Source organism: Phenylobacterium sp. (assembly GCF_030654915.1).
Lineage (GTDB): Bacteria > Pseudomonadota > Alphaproteobacteria > Caulobacterales > Caulobacteraceae > Phenylobacterium.
Genome location: NZ_JAURWM010000218.1, coordinates 1 through 19,242, shown reverse-complemented (window position 1 = coordinate 19,242; position 19,242 = coordinate 1). Strand labels below are relative to the sequence as shown.

Sequence of the window (19,242 nt, the reverse complement as noted above, 5' to 3'; positions counted from 1 at the left end):
GTTGCGGCCGTCGAGGATCAGCGCTTGCTTGAGCGTCGCCTTGATCAGGTCGAAGTCGGGGTTGCGGAACTCCTTCCACTCGGTGACGATCAGCAGCGCATCAGCACCCTGCAGCGCGTCGGTCTGGTGGTCGACGAAGCGCAGGCCCGCCAGGCCCGCCATCACACGACGGGCCTCGGGCATGGCCACCGGATCGTAGGCCCGCACCTCGGCGCCGCGGCGCAGCAACTGCTCGATCACCACCCGGCTGGGCGCTTCGCGCATGTCGTCGGTGTTGGGCTTGAAGGCCAGGCCCCAGATCGCGAAGCAGCGGCCGGTCAAGTCCTCGCCGAAGCGCTGCACCACGCGGTCGACCAGCACCAGTTTCTGGCGGTCGTTGGCGTCTTCCACCGCCTGCAGCACGCCCAGATGCATCGTGTTCTCCTGCCCCGTGCGGATCAGCGCCTTCACGTCCTTGGGGAAACAGGAGCCGCCATAGCCGGTGCCGGCGTAGAGAAACTGCGAGCCGATGCGCGGATCGCTGCCGATGCCCTTGCGCACCTGCTCGATGTCGGCGCCCACCTTCTCGGCCAGCAGGGCCAGCTCGTTCATGAAGCTGATGCGGGTGGCCAGCATGGCGTTGGCCGCGTACTTGGTGAACTCGGCGCTGCGCACGTCCATCAGCACCAGCTTGTCGCGGTTGCGCATGAAGGGCGAATAGACCGCGCGCATCAGCAGGCTGGCGCGCTCGTCGTCGCTGCCGACGACGATGCGGTCGGGCCGCATGAAATCGTCCACCGCGGCGCCTTCTTTCAGGAATTCGGGGTTGCTGACCACCGCGAAGTCCATCTCCAGGCCGCGCGCGGCCAGCGCCTCGGCCACCTTGGCGCGCACCTTGTCGGCGGTGCCCACCGGCACGGTGCTCTTGTCGACGATGACCTTGTAGTCGGTCATGTGGCGGCCGATGTTCTCGGCCGCCGCCAGCACATATTGCAGATCGGCCGAGCCGTCCTCGTCAGGCGGCGTGCCCACGCCGATGAACTGCAAGGTGCCGTGGCCCACGGCCAGCGCCACGTCGGTGGTGAACTGCAGGCGACCGGCGGCGGCATTGCGCTGCACCACCGCATCGAGCCCGGGCTCGTGGATCGGCACCTCGCCGCGTTGCAACATCTCGATCTTGCGCGGGTCCACGTCCAGGCACACCACATGGTTGCCCATCTCCGCCAGGCAGGCGCCTGTGACCAAACCGACGTACCCTGCGCCTACCACGGTGATCTTCATGCTCGTTTTGCTCCCGGCCGGGGCAGTCCCGACGAATGGCGCGATTTTGCCAGCCGCGCCCAGGCAGGAGCCCAAACGGGCCCAGCGCACAACGTGGCACCTGCCACGCAAAGCTCGACCACCCTGGCGCCCGCCGTTGGGGCGCGCGGCCCGATCTGCGCTTGAGCGGGCCGGCAAAGCGGTGAATTGCCGCACGCTAGACCCCAGCAAGAGCGTCCAGTCGCTCAGGGCAAACGGCGGCGCGCGGGTACCATCGTCGCTCGAAATCACCAGCGGCTCGCGCTGTGTCCAGAGGCGCTGACGCCTTCGGTGCAGGCCGGCGACCGGTTCCCGCCAACCCATGCCCACCGCCACCCTTCCCGAAGCCCTCGCCACTGGCCGGCCGCGATTCATCGACAGCGGCGTGGCAGCGCTTGCGCGCGCCGAGGGCGATCTTGCTGCCTGGAGATCCTTGCTGCCGGGCGGCGCAGCCCAGGCAGCCCGAGCGGCCCGAGCGGCAGAAGGTGAATTTGCGGTGGGCCTGGACGACGGCAAGGGCGGCGTGTTCCTCGCGGTCGACCGGTTCGCCATCCGCTCGATCTGCTACCGGATCATCGACGGCCGCCTGCACTTCGCCGAACGGGCAGACACCCTGGCCGCGCTGCCGCCGGCCGCCGGCATCGACCCGCAGGCGATCTTCGACTACCTCTACTTCCACGTCGTGCCCTCGCCGCGCACCATCTTCAAGGGTGTGATGCGCCTGCCGGCGGGCCACTGCGCCTGGTTCGAGGCCGGCCAGCTGACGGTGGCGCCGTACTGGGTGCCGCAGTTCAGCGAGCCCGCATCGGCCCGGTTCGAGCCGCTGGCGGCCGAGTTCCGCCAGTTGGTGCAAAACGCAGTGGCCGCGCAGCTCGACGGCGGCAAGGCCGCCTGTTTCCTCAGCGGCGGCACCGACAGCTCGACGGTGGCCGGCATGATCGGCGCCGCGACGGGCAGCCCCGCGGCCACCTACTCGATCGGCTTCGAGGCCGAGGGCTACGACGAGATGGCCTTTGCGCGCATCGCGGCCAAGCGCTTCGGCTGCGAGCACCACGAGTACTACGTGACGCCCGATGACCTGGTGCGCAGCATTCCCGCCGTGGCCGCGCACTACGACCAGCCGTTCGGCAACTCGTCGGTGCTGCCGGCGTTCTACTGCGCGCAGATGGCGCGCGAGGACGGTGTCACCCGGCTGCTGGCCGGCGACGGCGGCGACGAGCTGTTCGGCGGCTACGGCCGCTATCGCCGCGCGCTGCGTCCCGCCTGGTTGGGTGGCCGGGCCGCCGAGCCGCGCACGCCCGACGCAGGGGTCCTCGCCCGTTGGCGCGAGCAGGCGCAGGCGCCCCACGGCCTCACCCGGCTGCAACAGGCCCAGTGGGCCGACATCGCCACCTGGCTGCCGAACGATCTGCTGACCAAGCTCGACCGCTGCCTGATGGCCCACGGGCTGGAAGGCCGCACACCGTTCCTGGACACCCAGGTCGCTGACTTCGCCTTTCCCTTGCCCGACCGGTTCAAGGTGCGGGGCCGCTATGGGAAGTGGCTGTTGCGCAAGTGGCTAGAACGCGCCTGCCCGGCCGCCGACCCCTGGGCGCGCAAGCAGGGCTTCACCGTGCCCGTCGACGCCTGGATCCAGCCGCGTGCCGGTGAGATCGGCGCGCGCATCGGCCAGGTGGCCGCCGTTCGCCGCGTGCTGGAGCCCGACGCCGCGGCGGCGGTTTTCGCGACGCCGAGCGCCGCACGCTGGCCGATGCTGTTCTTCGCCGTCTGGTCGCTGATCCACCTCGAAGGCGCATCCCCGAACGAAGCACTCGCCGCCGTCGCCGGCTAGCCCCGCTCGCAACCCTCGTCGCCCGTACTAGTTATCGAGACCGCTCCACCCTACCTGGACCTCAAGCTTCACCACCGGAGACATCGATGCGCCGCCTCTTGATCACCACCGCCCTGGCAACCCTGGTCGCGGCCTGCGGCGGCGGCGAGGGCCAAGCCGCGGCCCAAGCCGGCGCGCCGCTGGAGACCAAGCCCGCCAACGCGCCGGACCAGAAGCCGGCCTTCGCGGGCCAGACTCGGGCGCCGGCGGTGAATTCCAACGTCGCCTACGCGGTTCAGACCGTGGCCGAGGGGCTGAACAAGCCCTGGGGCCTAGCCTTCTTGCCCGACGGGCGCTTGCTGATCACCGAGAAATCGAGCGGCCAGCTCCGCATTCTGGGAACCGACGGCAAGCTGTCGGCGCCGGTCGCGGGCCTGCCGCCGGTCGATGGCCGCAACCAGGGCGGCCTGCTCGGCCTCGCCGTCGATCCGAAGTTCGCGCAGAACGGCCTGATCTACTGGAGCTATTCCGAGCCGCAGGCTGAAGGCGCCAACAACACCGCCGTGGCGCGCGGCAAGCTGGTGGATGGCAAGGTCGAGAACGTTCAGGTGATCTTTCATCAGACGCCATCGCTCGCCTCCACCCTGCACTTTGGCGGCCGGCTGGTCTTCGCCAAGGACGGAACCCTCTTCATCACCACCGGCGAGCGCTCGATCCTGCCTGGCCGCGTCCAGGCCCAGCAACTGGACGGCACGCTGGGCAAGGTGATCCGGATCAACGCCGACGGCTCAATCCCCAAGGACAATCCGTTTATCGGCAAGCCCGGCGTGAAGCCGGAGATCTGGTCCTACGGCCACCGCAACATCCAGTCGGCCGCCATTGATCCGAAAACCGGCAAGCTGTGGGAAGTCGAGCATGGCGCGCGCGGCGGCGACGAACTGAACCAGCCGGCGAAGGGCAAGAACTATGGCTGGCCGACCATCAGCTACGGCGTCGAATATTCCGGCAAGACCATCGGCGAGGGCCTCACCGCCAAGGCGGGGCTGGAGCAGCCCGTCTATTACTGGGATCCGGTCATCGGCCCGTCCGGCATGGCCTTCTATGACGCAAGCCTGTTCCCGGCCTGGAAAGACAGCGTCTTCGTGGGCTCGCTGGCCCAGAAGCACCTGGCGCGCCTGGTCATGAAGGACGGCAAGGTGGTCGGCGAGGAACGCCTGCTGACCGACCAGAACGAACGCATCCGCGACGTCATCGTCGGCCCCGACGGCGCGCTCTATGTGGCGACCGACAACGAAAAGGGCCGCGTGCTGAAGATCGTCCCGAAGGGATAACCCCCATCCTCGTCATCCTCCGGTCGCCTGAAAGGCGATCCGGGGGATGACGAGTTTAGTGATGAGGTCGCCTACAGTCTCAACCGCCCCGCCACCTCTTCGCCGATCGCCAGCGAGGAGGTCAGACCGGGGCTTTCGATACCGAACAGAGCGACAAGGTTCGCCAGTCCGTGCGCCTGCGGCCCGTCGATGCGGAAGTCCGGCTGCGGCTCGCCAGGCCCATGCAGCTTCGGCCGGATGCCGGCGTAGTCGGGCGCCAGCACCCCGTCCGGCAGCCCCGGCCAGAACTTGCGGATATAGCTGTAGAATTCGTCCGCCCGGGCCGGATCGACACTGTAGTCGATCTCGTCGACGAACTGCAGGTCCGGACCGAACACCGCCTGGCCGCCAAGATCGCGACGATAGTGGGTGCCGAGCGCGCCTGGGATCGGCGGCGGGTAGATCAGCCGCGCGAACGGCGCCTTGCCGCTCAGCCGGAAATAGACGCCCTTGCCGTAGTGCAGCGGCGGGATCGTATCCTTGGGGAACCCTTCGATCTCCGCTGCCACGGCCTGGGCCGAGAGCCCCGACGCGGTCACCAGAATGCGAGCGGTGAGCGTCGTAGGCTCGGCGCCGCCGGCGCGAATTGAGAAGCCGCCGCCCTCCAGCGGCGTCGCGCCCTCGAACGGCGTCGAAGTCACCACCGCGCCCCCGGCTGCTTCTATCTCGCCCTGCAAGGCCAGCATGTAGCCGTGGCTGTCGAACACCCCGCTCTGCGGCGAGATCAGCGCGCCTTCGCAGGCCAGCTCCGGCTCCATCGCCAAGGCCTGGGCCTTCGTCAGGTGGGCCATGCCCTCGACGTCATTGGTCCGGGCCTGCTCGAGAATGCCGTCGAGACGAGCGACCTCCTCAGCGTTGGTCGCCACCACCAGCTTGCCGCAGCGGTCATAGGCGACCTTGTGACTGTCGAGGAAAGCGTAGAGCGCCCGGCGCCCAGTCACGCACAGCCGCGCCTTCAGCGAGCCGGTCGGGTAGTAGAGCCCACCATGGATCACCTCGGAGTTTCGCGCCGAGACGCCCTCCCCGATGATCGGGCCAGCCTCCAGCACAGCCACGATCAAGCCGCGCTTCGACAGCGCATACCCACAGGCCAGGCCGACAGCCCCAGCCCCCACCACCACCGCGTCGAAATCAAAATCCGCCATGTCTCCCGGCGTAGCTGAACGACGCCGGTATGCAAACCGCAGAGCATCAGCAGGTGAGGGCACGGGGCAAGAAGTTCCACCTTTGTTCTTGACTCGCCTTTTCCGCCGGATTTGATCAGTGGCGCGCGGCGGGGGGCGAGAACGGATGAGCGAGACAACGACGATAGTGCTCGCTGCACTCCTCATGAACCTGGCCTACTTGGCCGCGATTGTCTTTGCCGCCGTCGCGCTTGCTCGCCTCTTGCCACGCAAGCGCGCGGCGATAGCTTCAGCCCGGAGTTCCCGCATTCGTGGCCGGATGACGCGGATGATGCGGCCGACGCTGTTGATGACCCCGACAACGCAGCCCGGCTTCTCGAAAATGGGCGGCCAGCCGGAACTTCCCAAGGGCCAAGCTTGGCCGTCGGGCGACGAGCTCCCCCTCTCCTTCCTGACCCAGATCGATCTGGCCGAGGCGCGCGCCGCCGGCGGGCCGGACTGGCTGCCCGCGGACGGACGCCTCTACGCTTTTTATGACGACCCGCGCCGGGGCTTGACGGACTTGGTCCGCGTCATCCACAGCCGCGAGCCGGCTGGCGAGGCCGCGCCACATCCTGCCGACCTTTCACCCAAGCTTCGTTTCACCGAGCGCCGGGTGGCGTTTCTGCGGCTTCGGTCCATCCCGAGCCTTGATTGGCTCGGCGTCGATGTTCGCGAATTGGATGACGGGGTCGCCCTCGACGAGCTCGCTGATCTGCCCGATGAGCCGTTCGGCGACGAACTTCAACACCGGATCGGCGGCTATCCCTCCGAGATCCAAGAGGAGCAGATGGCCCTCTCGTGCGAGCGGATCCGCCGCGGGCGGGACCCGTACGAGGATGAGGAACCGACTCCTGCAATCGTGAGCAGGATGCGCGAAAGGGCGACTTCTCCAAGACCGTGGCGATCGCCCAGACCTACTGAGTCGGTATGCAAACCGTCAGCTCCCCCTTAGCTTGACCACAAATCAAAAGAAGCGCGTGGGGAGACGACGGGATGCTGAAGATGAAACTGGCCATGGCGGCCATGACGGCGGCGCTGCTGCCGGCTACGGCCCTGGCGCAGCAGCCCCCTCCGTCGATGGGCGCTTCGATCCTGATGTGGTCCCCCGACCAGCAGCAGGAAGGCTACAAGACCATGGAGAAGCTGGCCGCGCACAAGGTCGTAGCGCGTGGTCCCAACGTCTTCCCCTTGCCCGCCGGCACGCCGATCGAACCGAAGGTGAGCGTCGGCGACAAGGAGATGAGCGTCGATGCGTTCATGGCCGCCTATCGGGTTTCTGGCCTGCTGGTGATCAAGGACGGCAAGGTCATCATGGAGCGATATGGCCTGGAGCGCGGCCCCAGCGACCGCTGGACCTCCTTCTCGGTGGCCAAGTCCCTGACCTCGACCCTGGTTGGAGCCGCGATCCAGGACGGCTACATCAAGAGCCTGAACGATCCGGTGACCACCTACATCCCTGAACTGAAGGGCGGCGGCTACGACGGCGTCACGGTCGGCCAGCTGATCACCATGACCTCCGGCGTGAAATGGAACGAGGACTATACCGACCTCAATTCCGACGTCGCCAAGGTCGGGCTGTCGATCATCGAGCCTGGCGTCAATCCGGTGGTCAGCTACATGCGCCGCCTGCCGCGGGCCGTGACGCCAGGAACGAAGTTCAACTATTCGACCGGCGAGACCGATCTGGTCGGCGTCCTGGTTTCCAACGCTGTTGGCAAGCCGCTCTCGCAATATCTGTCGGAGAAGATTTGGGCGCCATTCGGCATGGAGCAGGACGCCATCTGGGTCGAGGACGTCGCCGGCCACGAGCGTGGCGGCTGCTGCATGTCGATGACCCTGCGCGACTACGGCCGGGTCGGCATGTTCATGCTGGGCGGCGGCAAGGCGGGCGGCGAGCAGGTGGTCCCGGCGACCTGGACCAAGGAAGCGACGACGTCGCACGTCCTGGTCGATCCGGCTCACCCCGAGGCCGGCGGCTATGGCTATTTCTGGTGGGTTAACCCGAAGGCGAGAGCCTACGAGGCGCTGGGCATCTTCGGGCAGTCGATCACCACCTTCCCCGACGATAAGCTGGTGATCGCTATCAACTCAGCCTGGCCGGCCGCCGACACCAACGAACTGAACGCAGCTCGCGACAGCCTGACCGCGGCCATCCGCGCGGCGGCCCGCTAGGGCGCGAAGATCATGCGGATCTGGTCACGATAGAGCAGGAGCTGGCGCGCCACCGCACTCGTGTCGCCCAGCGTCTTGGAGAGGACGATCGCCTGGACGGTCGTACCGAACACGCCGTCGGCCAGGCCTGTCAGGTCGGTCTCGTCCTTCGGAGGATAGGCCTGGGCGATCTCCTCCAGCCAAGTCAGGAAGAGCTTGCGCCAGGCCAGCACGCCGTCGGTGTTCATCCGTGCGACATTGCGGTCAAACGCTTGATCCTGGAACGTGATCGTCGCCACCAGGCAGCCCGGATGCTGGGCGATGATCTCCGACATGGCTTCGGCGTAGAGCTTCAGAAAGATCAGGAACGAATGCAGAGGGTCCGGCGATAGGTCGCGCGCCCTGGCGATCAGGTCCTGCTGGAAAACATCGTTCTCCGCCTGATATCGCTCCAACACCTGACGCGCCAAGTCGCTCTTGTCTTTGAAGTGATAGAAGAAGCCACTCTTGGTGATGCCCGCCTCGGCCACCAACTCCTCGATTGAGGTCGCCGCGAAACCCTTTTGGATGACCGAGAGATAGGCCAGGTCGAGGATGCGCTCGCGGGTCCGGGCGCCCTTCGACTGTACCGGTGGTGCGGTTTTCTCGAGAAGCGGGCTCGACATAGGCTGGTCCGTCCCTGGCCTGGGGGATCCAAGCCCCTAAGATAACACCGAAATCCCGTTCGCACCAAAACCGACCGCGCGTCTGCTAGAGACCGCGAACGCAACGAAATACCAATGATCTCCCAGATTGAGGAGACACCAGTGACCCATAGAGACCGCTCCGGGGCGATCCTGACCGGCGCCAGCGCCCAGGCCGCCGACAAGTACCAAGCCGCTTTGGACGCCTATTATTGCTATGCGGGCGATCCCCTCACCCTGCTGGATGAGGCCCTGGCCGACAGCCCGCGGTTCGTCATGGCCCATGCGCTGAAGGCCTACATCACCCTGATCGGCTCCAATGCCGAGACGGCGCGGGTCGGGCTGGAGGCTTACGAGGCCGCCTTGACGCTGCCGGCCAGCGAACGCGAACGGGCGCACCTCGGCGCGATCGGCTGCCTGATCGCCGGCCAGATCAAGGCTGCGGGCCGCATTCTGGAGGATCTGACCATCGCCCATCCCCGCGATTGCCTGGCCCTGCAGACCGGCCAGTTGATGGACTTCCTGAGGGGCGACAGCCGCATGTTGCGCGACCGGATCGGCCGCGCCGTCCCCCAGTGGTCGCCGGACATGCCCGACTATCACGCCGTGCTCGGCATGTGGTCGTTCGGGCTTGAGGAGACCGGCCACTATTCCCGTGCCGAGGCGGTCGGCCGGCAGGCCATCGAGCTTCAGCCCCGCAACGGCTGGGCCCGCCACGCGGTCGCCCACGTACTGGAGATGCAGGACCGGCGAGCTGAGGGCGTCGCCTGGTTCCGCGAGGACCTGCAAGCCTGGACCGACGAGAGCTTTTTCCAAGTCCACAACTGGTGGCACCTGGCGCTCTTCCACCTGGGCCTTGGAGAGACCGAGGAGGCTTTGCGCCTCTACGACGGGCCAATCTGGGGGGCGCAGTCGGACATGGCACTCGATCTGGTCGACGCCGCGGCCATGCTGTGGCGGCTGGATCTGCGCGGGGCGGCCATCGGCGATCGCTGGGACAGGCTCGCCGACGTCTACGAAGCCAAGCTCGACAAAGGCTCCTACGCCTTCGACGACGCCCACGCCATGATGGCCTTCGTCGGCGCGAAGCGGCGGGATTCCGCCGAGGCGCTGCTCGATCTGCAGGCCGCGGCCATGACGGCCCCAGGCGACAACGCTGGCTTCGTCCGTGACGTCGGCCTACCGCTGATGGAGGGATTGCAGGCGTTCGGTGAAGGTCGGTACGACTTGGCCATCGAACGCCTGCGTGGCGTGCGCCACCAGTCCGCCCGCTTTGGCGGCAGTCACGCCCAGCGCGACCTGATCGATCTGACCTTGATCGAAGCGGCCTCGCGCGGGCGGCGCCACGACCTCGAGCGGGCCCTGCTAGCCGAACGCGCCAACGCCCTGCCGCGTGTCGGCGGAGAGGGTGCGGCCCTTAGCCGAGCGGCATGACCAGGCCAGGCGGCGGCTTTGCACGGGTCGCCGCCTTGGCATCTTATCTGCGGTCCAGCTCCAGACCCTGGAGACTGCAGGTGCGGGTTTCTGCTGATAGGAGGCGGCCGGGGACGAGGCCAGGATGAGCGAAACCGGCAAGCGGTTTGCCAAGGAGTTTCGCCATGTCCCATCGCATGATCGCGATCTGCGCCGCCCTTTGTGTCATCGGAACCACCGCGCCGCCAGCGCTCGCGGCTCCGGCCGCCGCTCCCGCGAGTTGGGACGGCCTGACCAAGGTGCCTTCAAAACGCATGGACGCCGTCTATCTGCTGCCGGGGGCCGATTTCCGCACCTACACCAAGGTGATGATGGATCCGACCGAGGTCGCGTTCCGCAAGAACTGGGTCCGCGACTACAATAGGGACGCCATGACCCTGGATCGCCGGATCAGCGATTCCGAGGCGCAGGCGATCCTCGACAAGGCGCGGACCGGCTTCGAGGAGATATTCCGCAAGGCCTACGCCAACGCCGGCTATCAGGTCGTCGATGCGCCAGGCCCGGACGTGCTGCGACTGCGCACCGGAGTCGCCAATCTCTACGCCTCCGCGCCCGACCTGATGACCGCCGGTCGTTCCCGCACCTTCAGCGAAGACGCAGGCTCGGCGACCGTCATCATTGAAGCGCGGGACTCGCAAAGCGGCGCGCTGCTGGGTCGCGCGGTGGACGGTCGCTTGGCTGGGGACACCGGACCTTATCTTCGCAACAGCGTCACCAACCGCTCCGATTTCGAGCGGCTGTTCGAGCAGTGGGCCAAGATTAGCATCAACGGGTTGGCCGAGCTGAAGGCGATGTCGCCCATTCCTGGCGGCTCATAGACCAAGGTTGAAAGACGCCCCTAGGCGGGCGCCTTCTCCCACCTCGCCCACAGCTTGGCTTCATCTGCCTTTGCGACCTTCACCGAGGCGTCCTTCACGTGACCAAAGCCGCGCACGCCTTGGGGAACTGAAGCAATCTGCACAGCCAGCGGCAGCCGTTCGGCGGTCAGGCCGGCGAGCAACTTGTCGAGGCCTGCCTCGTACTGCGCGATCAGGCCACGCTCCATCTTCCGCTCCTCGCTGGCGCCGAAGATATCGAACGGCGTACCGCGCAAGCCCTTCATCTTGGCCATCACCGGGAAGGCGGCGTCCAGCATCCAGCCGCCAAACTCGATCTTCTTCGGCTTGCCGTTGGCGTCCTTGGGGCCAAGCAGCGGCGGGGCCAGCCAGACCTTGGTCTTGCCGCCCTTGAAGGTCCCATTGCGCTCGGCGGCGAAACGGCCGTCGGTATAAAGCCGCGCGACCTCGTACTCATCCTTGTAGGCCATCAGCTTGTAGAGGTTGGTCGCCACCGCCCTGGTCAGTGTCTCGGTTCCGAAGATCGCCTCGGCCGAAGCTACCTTCGCGACCTTGTCCAGATAGCGCGTCGCGTAGGCGGCGTTCTGGTAGGCGGTGAGTTCGCGGCCGCGATGGGCGATCAGCTCGGCCAGCGGCATAGCCTCAGGCGTCGGGACATCGGCCTCGGCCGGGCCGCGCAACGCTGGGTCATGAGCAACCCGGCGGCCCAGTTCGAAGGCCTGGAGATTGGCGTCGGCCTGGACGCCGTTCAGGCGGATGGCGCGATAGACCGCGCGGCTGGAGAGCGGGATCAAACCCTTCTGCCAGGCGAAGCCCACCATGATCATGTTGGCGTAGATCGCGTCGCCAAAGTTGGTCTCGGCCAAGTGGTGGGCCGGGCATTCGTCATAAGACTTGCTGGCCGCTCGGATCCGGCGAGCCATCGAGCCCGAATCGAACCGCACGTCTCGGTCGGTGACGAAATCGGCAGTGGGCGCGAAGTCCTCGTTGCCCACCGCCACGGTGCGGTCCTTGGCGTAGAGCGCCAGGGCGTCGGCGCCGGCCGCCGAGAGAATGTCGCAGGCGATCAGTACGTGGGCCGAGGCCGCCGGCACCCGGCCGCCGACCACGGTGTCCTCGGTCTCGCCAATGCGGACGTGGGAGAAGACCGCCCCGCCCTTCTGAGCCAAGCCCGTCATGTCCACCACCGACGAGGCGCGGCCATCCACGTGGGCGGCCATCGCCAGGATCGAAGCGACCGTGGTGACACCGGTCCCGCCGATACCGGTGAAGACGATATTGCGCACGCCCTCCAGCGGCTCGAAGCTCGGCAGCGGTGTGGAGTCCACGGTCAGCGCCGGCAGCGACTTGGCCTGGGCGTTCTCGCCGCCCTCGATGGTGACGAACGAGGGGCAGAAGCCGTCCAGGCAGGAATAGTCGGTGTTGCAGCTCGACTGGTTGATCTTCCGCTTGCGGCCGAACTCGGTGTTCAGCGGCTCGATCGAGACGCAGTTGGATTTCTTGGAACAGTCGCCGCAGCCCTCGCAGACCAGCGGGTTGATGAAGACCCGCTTGGTCGCGGTCTCCATCTTGCCGCGCTTGCGCCGGCGGCGCTTCTCGGTGGCGCAGACCTGGTCGTAGAGCATGACCGTGGTGCCGGGCGTATCCCGCAGTTCCTGCTGAACGGTGATGAGTTCAGAGCGCGGCCTGACCTCGACGCCGGGCGCCAGGTCGCGGACGCCGTCATAGCGACTGGGGTCGTCGGCGACGATCACCGTCTTAGTGACGCCTTCGGAGGCGAGTTGGCGCGTGATCTGGGCGGGGGTGAAGCCGCTCTCGGCCGCCTGGCCGCCGGTCATGGCGACGGCGTCGTTGAACAGCAGCTTGTAGGTCACGTGGGAGTTGGCGGCGACCGAGGCCCGGATCGCCAGCGAACCGGAGTGATTGTAGGTGCCGTCGCCAAGGTTCACGAACACATGCGGCTCAGTGGTGAACGGCGCCGAGCCCACCCAGGTCAGGCCCTCGCCGCCCATGTGGCTGTTCAGGTCTGTCTGGGGATCGGAGAAGCTGGCCATGTAGTGGCAGCCGATCCCGGCCAGGGCGCGAGAGCCTTCCGGCAAGCGGGTCGAGGAGTTGTGCGGGCAGCCCGAACAAAAGAACGGCTTGCGCTGCTGCTCGGCCGCCAGGGTGACCGCGGCCATCGAGGCGGCCGAAACCCGACTGAGGTAGTCGTGGACCCGCTCCATATGCGGGCCGGGCGGAAGTCGATCGGCGATGGCCAGGGCGACCTCGGCCACCGACAGCGAGGCAAGTGCCGAGAGCAGCGGATGGCCCTGCTCGTCGGTCTTGCCGACGATCCTTGGCCGGGCGTGGGCCGGCAGGTCGTAGAGGACGGCGCGGGCCTGGACCTCGATCAGCGGGCGCTTGTGCTCGATGACCATCATGGTCTCAAGACCCGCGGCGAACGCGCGCAGGCCGGTCGGCTCCAGCGGCCAGGGCATGCCGACCTTGTAGATGGCGACGCCCAGGTCCGAGGCTTCCTTCGCCGAAATGCCCATGGCGGCGAAGGCTTCGACCACGTCCTTATAGGCCTGGCCCTGACAAACGATGCCCAGGCGGGGGCGGGCCGAACCCAGCATCACCCGGTCGATCTTGTTGGCGCGAGCAAAAGCCAGGGCGGCGGGGATCTTGAAGTTGCGGAGCCGCCGCTCCTTGTCGAGCGGCTGATCCTTCAACCGAATACCGAGGCCGCCAGCCGGAACGTTGAAGTTGGTCGGAACGACGATCTGGTGGCGGTCGATGGAAACATCGATGGTCACGCCGCTGTCCATGGTGTCGGCCAGCGCGATCAGGCCGACCCACAGGCCCGAGAACCGCGACATCGCGATCCCCATCAGGCCGTAGTCCAGCACCTCCTGCACGTCGGCCGGCGACAGCACCGGCATCTCGAAGTCCTGGAAGGCGTATTCCGACTGCGACGGCAGGGTGGAGGATTTGCAGTTGTGGTCGTCGCCGGCCACGGCCAGGACGCCGCCCTTGGCCCAGGTCCCGGCGAAATTGGCGTGCTTGAACGCATCGCCCGTGCGGTCGACGCCGGGCGCCTTGCCGTACCACATGCCGGTCACGCCATCGAACTTGGCGCCCGGGAACAGATTGGCCTGCTGGCTGCCCCAGACGGCGGTGGCGGCGAGGTCCTCGTTCAGGCCCTCCTTGAACACCACCCCAGCTTCCTGGAGGAATTTCTCGAATCGATGGGCCTGCTGGTCCAGCCCGCCGAGCGGGGAGCCGCGGTATCCGGAGACGAAGCCGGCCGTGTTCAGGCCCACCGCCCTATCCAGGCGGTGCTGATCCATCATCACGCGGAGGAGCGCCTGCACCCCGGTGATGAAGACTCGACCTTCCGTGAGCAGGAACTTGTCGTCGAGCGTCACATCCACGTGCCGCATAGCAATATCTTTCCTTTTTGGCTCCCTAATGGCTATAGAAGATCATATAAGCACGATGGAATTGCTTGCCAAAGACATGCCCCAACCTACGCATTTCGGGGCAAGAATAACGCCGATAAGCGCCGATTGATGGAGGAAAAATTGCCCGAGGCCCTCGACGCGGTTGATGCCAAGATTCTGGACCTTATCCAGCATGACGCTGGATTGTCGGTCGCCGAGATCGCTGAACGGGTCGGTTTGTCCTCCAGCCCCTGCTGGCGGCGCATCAAGAGACTTGAAGATTCGGGCATCATCCAACGCCGGGTGACCATCCTGGACCGCGACCTGTTGGGTCTCGGCTTCGAGGTCTATTGCACCGTCAAGCTCAGCCTGCCGACCAAGGACAACCTCGACGCCTTCGAGACGGCGATCACCAAGCTGCCCGAGGTCGTGCAATGCGCGACCGTCACCGGCTCGGCCGACTACGAACTGCGCGTCGTCACCCGCGACATGCACGCCTTTGACGATTTCCTGCGCGAAAAGATCCTGTCGCTGGGTCTGGTTTCCAACATCGAGAGCCGCATCGTGATCCGCTCGGTGAAGCACACCACCGCCGCGCCACTCGGCCTTGTCAGCCCCTATGTGAGCGCGCAAGGCTAGCCTCCAATCTGCTTCCTGCCGTCAGGGAGCAAACGCGCGGAGGCGAAAAATGATCGACCTTGTCATCGACCAACGGCGCAAAGACCTCGGCGGGTTCGAGGTCGGGCGCGTGTTGCCCTACGCCAAGCGTCGGATGATCGGGCCATTCATCTTCTTCGACCACATGGGCCCGGCTGATTTTCAGGCCGGGTTCGGCCGCGAGGTCGATGTCCGGCCGCACCCGCACATTGGACTTTCGACACTTTCCTACCTGTTCGAAGGCGAAATGACCCACCGGGACTCGGTCGGCGTCACCCAGCCCATTCGTCCCGGCGAGGTGAACTGGATGACGGCTGGGCGCGGGATCACCCACTCCGAGCGCTTCGAAACCCTGCGTGAGCAAGGCGGGCGCATGAACGGGATCCAGACCTGGATCGCCCTGCCGGTGGAAGACGAGGAGATGGCGCCCTCGTTCGACCACTACGCCCCCGAGGTTCTGCCGACCCACGAGGAAAACGGTATGTGGGCGCGGCTGATCGCCGGCGAGGCCTTCGGCGCCAAGTCGCCGGTGAAAATTCACTCTCCGATGTTCTACGTCCACTGGCATCTGAAGGCTGGCGCGCGCGCGCAACTCCCCGCCGAATATCCAGAGCGCGCGGCCTATGTGTCGCAAGGCCTCGTGGAGGTGGACGGCCGCCAGTACCACGAGGGCCAGATGCTGGTCTTCCTGCCCGGCGAGCCGGTGTTGTTCACCGCGACCAGCGACGCCATTGTCATGCTGCTGGGGGGCGAACCGATCGGCCCCCGGCTGATCGACTGGAACTTCGTGTCCTCGTCCAAGGACCGCTTGGAACAGGCCAAGGCCGATTGGCGCGCGGGGCGCATGAAGCTGCCCGACGCCGACGACCAGGAATTCATCCCCCTGCCCGAACCCTCGCCGCCAGCCAATCCGATGTCGTGAGCGCGCAAAACGGACTTGATCGCCGCAAGGTAAAGCGGGCGATATGCCGCCCAGATAAAAGTCCTGGGAGGACGGCATGAAACTCTATTCTTCGATGGGCCCCAATCCGGCGGTCGTGGCGATGTTCCTGGCCGAGAAGGGCGTCGAGATAGCGACCCAGAAGGTCGACCTGATGGGCGGCGAAAATCGCCAAGAGCCCTATGTGGCCAAGAACCCGGCCGGCCAGCTTCCCTGCCTTGAACTGGACGACGGTTCGCACCTGGCCGAGATCACCGCCATTTGCGAGTACCTGGACGAGAAGTATCCGAACCCGCCGCTGATCGGCACGACGCCGGAACAGCGCGCCGAGACCCGCATGTGGGTGCGCCGTATCGACCTGAACATCTGCGAGCCTCTGACCAGCGGCTTCCGCTACGCCGAGGGCCTGCCGCTGTTCCAGAGCCGCATGCGGACGATTCCGCACGCGGCGGGCGATCTGAAAGAGCTTGCCCAGGAGCGCCTGACCTGGCTCGACGGCTTGATGACCGGCCGCACGTGGATCGCCGGCGAGCGCTTCACCCTCGCCGACATCATGCTGTTCTGCTTCCTGCAGTTCGGCACGCAGGTGGGTCAACCGCTGAACCCCGACAACCAGAACATCGCCGCCTGGTTCGATCGGGTCGCGGCCCGCGCCGCCGAGAAGGCCCCGGCCTAAGCTCTTTCCTCCCCCATCTTGATGGGGAGCGGACCGACGAAGCCGGTGGAGGGGGCCGCCTCAAGCTTAGAGCCCAGCCTCGCCCCCTCCACCACGCATGCCGCGCGCGGGGCCCCTCCCCCGCTACGCAGGGGAGAACAGGGGGCGCCTGCGCCTAAACCCCCTGCGCTTGCAGCGCCTTGCGGGTCTGTTCCCAATACTGGGCGCCGGTGATCAGGGTCACCACCGTGGCCACCCACATCAGGGTATGGGCGAAATAGGTCGCCGGCACCTGGATGGCCGGATCGGTCGGCAAGCTGAACGCGCCCCAGGACGCGACCAGCAGCTCCGCCGCCAGGGCGGTGAGTTGCAGCGTCGTCTTCCACTTGGCCAGCAAGGTGACCGGCAGCTTCACACCGCGGCCCGCCCCGACTTCGCGCAGGGCGCTGACCGTGAACTCCCGGAACAGCATCAGGCCGGCCGGCAGCACCACCATCGGCTGGCCGCCCATCGACAGCAGACCCAGGATCGCACCGCAGACCAGCACCTTGTCGCCGATCGGATCGAGGATCGCGCCCCAGACGGTCACGGCGTCCAGCTTGCGCGCCAGCCAGCCGTCGAAGAAGTCGGTGACCGCGGCGATCACGAACGACCAGAAGGCCCAGCGTTGCAGCGCGAACTGGGTGTCGGCGGTCAACCGTTCGCTGACATAGGGCACAGCGCCGGACGCAGCGGCGAGCGCCACGAACACAAAGAGCGTCAGGACCAGCCGCAGCGAGGTCAAGATATTCGGTAGAGCTTTCATGGCGGTCCTAACGCGCGGATGGGATTCAGGTGGCCGGCGTCAGCTCCACCTTTTTCGATTGCTTGCCATAGACGCAGATTCTCTTGTCGGCGCCTTCACGTAGCACGGCGACGCCGTAAGCCTCGGTGCCGACCGGATGGACGATCACCTCCGGCGACTTCATGCCTTGGGCCTGGGCGGCGGCCAGACACTTCGTGCGAACATCGGTGGTGAACTCCGCCCATGCGGCCGGTGAACTGGCGTGACCAAGGGCGGGGGTCAGGGCGGCGAGCGCCGCAAGAGTGAGAACGAGGCGGGGCATCGGTGTCTCCTGGCGAAGCGTCAGGTCGAACTGTAGCTGGACCTCAGCCTTTGCGGAAGAAATCGAAAATCCGCTGAGCCAGGGCCTCGCTGACCCCATCGACCTTGGCGAGATCATCGACCGAGGCGCGGGAAACGCCGCGCGCCGAGCCATAGGCGTGCAAGAGAGCGCGCTTGCGTCCGGGACCCACACCGTCGATCTCGTCCAGCGGGTTTTTCTTGATGTCCATCGAGCGTCGGGTCCGATGGCTGCCGTTGGCGAAGCGGTGGGCCTCGTCACGCAGACGCTGCAGGTAATAGAGCACCGGTGATTTGGGCTCGAGCATGAAGGGCGGCTTGCCCTCGATGAAGAACCGCTCGAGGCCGGCGTCGCGGTCTGGCCCCTTGGCCACCCCGACCACGGCGATGTCGTCCACGCCCAGATCGGCCAGCACCTCCAGCACCGCCGCGAGTTGGCCGGCGCCGCCGTCGACCAGCACCAGGTCGGGACGCGCGGCGGCCTCACCAGCTTCCTCCTCCTTGACCATGCGAGCGAAGCGGCGACGCATCACCTCCTTCATCATGCCGTAGTCGTCACCAGGGGTCAGATCGGTCCCCTTGATGTTGAACTTGCGGTACTGGCTTTTCTGGAAGCCTTCAGGACCGGCGACGATCATGCCGCCAACCGCATTGGTCCCCATGATGTGGGCGTTGTCGTAGACCTCGATCCGCTCAGGCGGCGCGTCCAGGCCAAAGGCTTCGCAAACCCCAGCCAACAGTTTCGTCTGCGCCGAGCCTTCCGCCATCTTGCGGCCGAGAGCTTCGCGGGCGTTGGTCAGGGCGTGATCGACCAACTGGGCCTTCTCGCCGCGTTTCGGCTGGTTGATCTCCACCTTGCGGCCCGCCTTCAGGGCGAAGGCTTCCGACAACAGCTCGCATTCCGAGGGCTCGACACTGGTCAGGATTAATTTCGGGATCGGCTTGTCATCGTAGAACTGGCCAAGGAAGGCGCCCATCACATCCGGGTCCTCGTCGCTCTTGTCGACGCGGGGGAAGTAGGCGCGGTTGCCCCAGTTCTGGCCGGCCCGGAAGAAGAACACCTGCACGCAAGCCTGGCCGCCCTGCGCGTACAGGGCGAAGACGTCGGCCTCTTCCAAGGTCTCCGGATTGATCTGTTGTTCCTGGGCGACGGAGGCCAGGGCTCGGATGCGGTCGCGGATGCGCGCGGCGTGCTCGAACTCCATGTCGTCGGACGCGGCCTGCATCTCCCTCGACATCTTTTCCATCACCGCCCGGCTCTTGCCGCGCAGGAAGTCCTCGGCCTGTTCGACCAGGCCGGAATAGTCCTCGATGCTGATCAGCCCCGTGCACGGCGCGGCGCAACGCTTGATCTGGTGCAGCATGCAGGGCCGGGTCCGGCTCTCGTAGATGCTGTCGGAACACGACCGCAGCAGGAACGCCTTCTGCAAGGTGTTCAGGGTCTTGGTGACCGAATGGGCCGAGGCGAAGGGCCCGAAGTAGTCGCCCTTGATCGTATGCGCGCCGCGATGTTTGCGAAGCTGCGCGGCCGGATGCTCGCGGCGGATGACGATCTCGGGGAAGCTCTTGTCGTCACGCAGCAGCACGTTGAAGCGCGGCTTGAGCTGCTTGATCAGATTGATCTCGAGCAGCAGGGCGTCGGTCTCGGTGCGGACCGTGACGAATTCCATGGACC

16 protein-coding genes are annotated in these 19,242 nt (G+C 66.4%); 9 read left to right on the top strand and 7 right to left on the bottom strand.

Annotated features, from left to right (window positions below; translation table 11 throughout):
* A partial coding sequence (locus tag Q7T84_RS11030; protein ID WP_304808710.1) for a UDP-glucose/GDP-mannose dehydrogenase family protein occupies positions 1 to 1,260 on the bottom strand: 1,260 nt, incomplete at its 3' end.
* Between the two features lie 340 nt (positions 1,261 to 1,600).
* Between Q7T84_RS11030 and Q7T84_RS11025 the strand changes: the two genes are divergently transcribed.
* Entirely contained in the window at positions 1,601 to 3,109 is a 1,509-nt protein-coding gene (locus Q7T84_RS11025) for an asparagine synthetase B (RefSeq protein ID WP_304808708.1), read from the top strand.
* An 86-nt stretch (positions 3,110 to 3,195) separates the two neighbouring features.
* Positions 3,196 to 4,419, top strand: coding sequence for a PQQ-dependent sugar dehydrogenase (locus Q7T84_RS11020; RefSeq protein ID WP_304808706.1), 1,224 nt, complete (start codon positions 3,196 to 3,198; stop codon positions 4,417 to 4,419).
* Positions 4,420 to 4,490: 71 nt separating this feature from the next.
* Here Q7T84_RS11020 and Q7T84_RS11015 read toward each other — a convergent pair whose 3' ends face one another.
* Entirely contained in the window at positions 4,491 to 5,603 is a 1,113-nt protein-coding gene (locus Q7T84_RS11015) for an NAD(P)/FAD-dependent oxidoreductase (protein ID WP_304808704.1), read from the bottom strand.
* A gap of 145 nt (positions 5,604 to 5,748) precedes the next feature.
* Between Q7T84_RS11015 and Q7T84_RS11010 the strand changes: the two genes are divergently transcribed.
* On the top strand, positions 5,749 to 6,576 hold the full coding sequence (locus Q7T84_RS11010) for a DUF1963 domain-containing protein (protein WP_304808702.1): 828 nt from the start codon (positions 5,749 to 5,751) through the stop codon (positions 6,574 to 6,576).
* Between the two features lie 41 nt (positions 6,577 to 6,617).
* Positions 6,618 to 7,796 (top strand): serine hydrolase, encoded by a 1,179-nt coding sequence (locus Q7T84_RS11005; RefSeq protein ID WP_304808700.1) that lies wholly within the window; start codon positions 6,618 to 6,620, stop codon positions 7,794 to 7,796.
* On the opposite strand, the gene Q7T84_RS11000 is transcribed toward Q7T84_RS11005, so the two are convergent.
* Positions 7,793 to 8,440, bottom strand: coding sequence for a TetR/AcrR family transcriptional regulator (locus tag Q7T84_RS11000; RefSeq protein ID WP_304808698.1), 648 nt, complete (start codon positions 8,438 to 8,440; stop codon positions 7,793 to 7,795). The genes Q7T84_RS11005 and Q7T84_RS11000 overlap by 4 nt on opposite strands.
* A 141-nt stretch (positions 8,441 to 8,581) precedes the next feature.
* Between Q7T84_RS11000 and Q7T84_RS10995 the strand changes: the two genes are divergently transcribed.
* Complete coding sequence (locus Q7T84_RS10995; protein WP_304808696.1) at positions 8,582 to 9,892, top strand: tetratricopeptide repeat protein; 1,311 nt, start codon at positions 8,582 to 8,584, stop codon at positions 9,890 to 9,892.
* 164 nt (positions 9,893 to 10,056) lie between these two features.
* A complete protein-coding gene (locus Q7T84_RS10990) occupies positions 10,057 to 10,749 on the top strand; it encodes a DUF3313 family protein (RefSeq protein WP_304808694.1) in 693 nt (230 codons plus the stop codon).
* A gap of 20 nt (positions 10,750 to 10,769) precedes the next feature.
* Here Q7T84_RS10990 and Q7T84_RS10985 read toward each other — a convergent pair whose 3' ends face one another.
* Positions 10,770 to 14,192, bottom strand: a complete 3,423-nt coding sequence (locus Q7T84_RS10985) for an indolepyruvate ferredoxin oxidoreductase family protein (RefSeq protein ID WP_304808692.1) — start codon at positions 14,190 to 14,192, stop codon at positions 10,770 to 10,772.
* 141 nt (positions 14,193 to 14,333) lie between these two features.
* On the opposite strand from Q7T84_RS10985, the gene Q7T84_RS10980 reads away from it, so the two are divergent.
* From Q7T84_RS10980 to Q7T84_RS10970, 3 genes are all read left to right on the top strand, one after another.
* The gene (locus tag Q7T84_RS10980) at positions 14,334 to 14,831 is read left to right on the top strand and encodes an Lrp/AsnC family transcriptional regulator (protein ID WP_304808690.1); all 498 of its coding nucleotides are present in this window, start codon (positions 14,334 to 14,336) and stop codon (positions 14,829 to 14,831) included.
* Positions 14,832 to 14,880: 49 nt separating this feature from the next.
* Entirely contained in the window at positions 14,881 to 15,771 is an 891-nt protein-coding gene (locus Q7T84_RS10975; RefSeq protein ID WP_304808687.1) for a pirin family protein, read from the top strand.
* Positions 15,772 to 15,847: 76 nt separating this feature from the next.
* On the top strand, positions 15,848 to 16,465 hold the full coding sequence (locus tag Q7T84_RS10970; RefSeq protein WP_304808685.1) for a glutathione S-transferase family protein: 618 nt from the start codon (positions 15,848 to 15,850) through the stop codon (positions 16,463 to 16,465).
* A 154-nt stretch (positions 16,466 to 16,619) separates the two neighbouring features.
* Here Q7T84_RS10970 and pgsA read toward each other — a convergent pair whose 3' ends face one another.
* From pgsA to uvrC, 3 genes are all read right to left on the bottom strand, one after another.
* Complete coding sequence (gene pgsA / locus Q7T84_RS10965) at positions 16,620 to 17,249, bottom strand: CDP-diacylglycerol--glycerol-3-phosphate 3-phosphatidyltransferase (protein ID WP_304808683.1); 630 nt, start codon at positions 17,247 to 17,249, stop codon at positions 16,620 to 16,622.
* 25 nt (positions 17,250 to 17,274) lie between these two features.
* The gene (locus tag Q7T84_RS10960; protein WP_304808681.1) at positions 17,275 to 17,550 is read right to left on the bottom strand and encodes a hypothetical protein; all 276 of its coding nucleotides are present in this window, start codon (positions 17,548 to 17,550) and stop codon (positions 17,275 to 17,277) included.
* A 43-nt stretch (positions 17,551 to 17,593) separates the two neighbouring features.
* A partial coding sequence (uvrC, locus tag Q7T84_RS10955; RefSeq protein WP_304808679.1) for an excinuclease ABC subunit UvrC occupies positions 17,594 to 19,242 on the bottom strand: 1,649 nt, incomplete at its 5' end.

Excerpts from the sequence above, each read along its gene's own strand:
- Q7T84_RS11025 (WP_304808708.1), top strand. The coding sequence starts at position 1,601 with ATGCCCACCGCCACCCTTCCCGAAGCCCTCGCCACTGGCCGGCCGCGA.
- Q7T84_RS11020 (WP_304808706.1), top strand. The coding sequence starts at position 3,196 with ATGCGCCGCCTCTTGATCACCACCGCCCTGGCAACCCTGGTCGCGGCC.
- Q7T84_RS11015 (WP_304808704.1), bottom strand. The coding sequence starts at position 5,603 with ATGGCGGATTTTGATTTCGACGCGGTGGTGGTGGGGGCTGGGGCTGTC.
- Q7T84_RS11010 (WP_304808702.1), top strand. The coding sequence starts at position 5,749 with ATGAGCGAGACAACGACGATAGTGCTCGCTGCACTCCTCATGAACCTG.
- Q7T84_RS11005 (WP_304808700.1), top strand. The coding sequence starts at position 6,618 with ATGCTGAAGATGAAACTGGCCATGGCGGCCATGACGGCGGCGCTGCTG.
- Q7T84_RS11000 (WP_304808698.1), bottom strand. The coding sequence starts at position 8,440 with ATGTCGAGCCCGCTTCTCGAGAAAACCGCACCACCGGTACAGTCGAAG.
- Q7T84_RS10990 (WP_304808694.1), top strand. The coding sequence starts at position 10,057 with ATGTCCCATCGCATGATCGCGATCTGCGCCGCCCTTTGTGTCATCGGA.
- Q7T84_RS10985 (WP_304808692.1), bottom strand. The coding sequence starts at position 14,192 with ATGCGGCACGTGGATGTGACGCTCGACGACAAGTTCCTGCTCACGGAA.
- Q7T84_RS10975 (WP_304808687.1), top strand. The coding sequence starts at position 14,881 with ATGATCGACCTTGTCATCGACCAACGGCGCAAAGACCTCGGCGGGTTC.
- Q7T84_RS10970 (WP_304808685.1), top strand. The coding sequence starts at position 15,848 with ATGAAACTCTATTCTTCGATGGGCCCCAATCCGGCGGTCGTGGCGATG.
- pgsA (WP_304808683.1), bottom strand. The coding sequence starts at position 17,249 with ATGAAAGCTCTACCGAATATCTTGACCTCGCTGCGGCTGGTCCTGACG.
- Q7T84_RS10960 (WP_304808681.1), bottom strand. The coding sequence starts at position 17,550 with ATGCCCCGCCTCGTTCTCACTCTTGCGGCGCTCGCCGCCCTGACCCCC.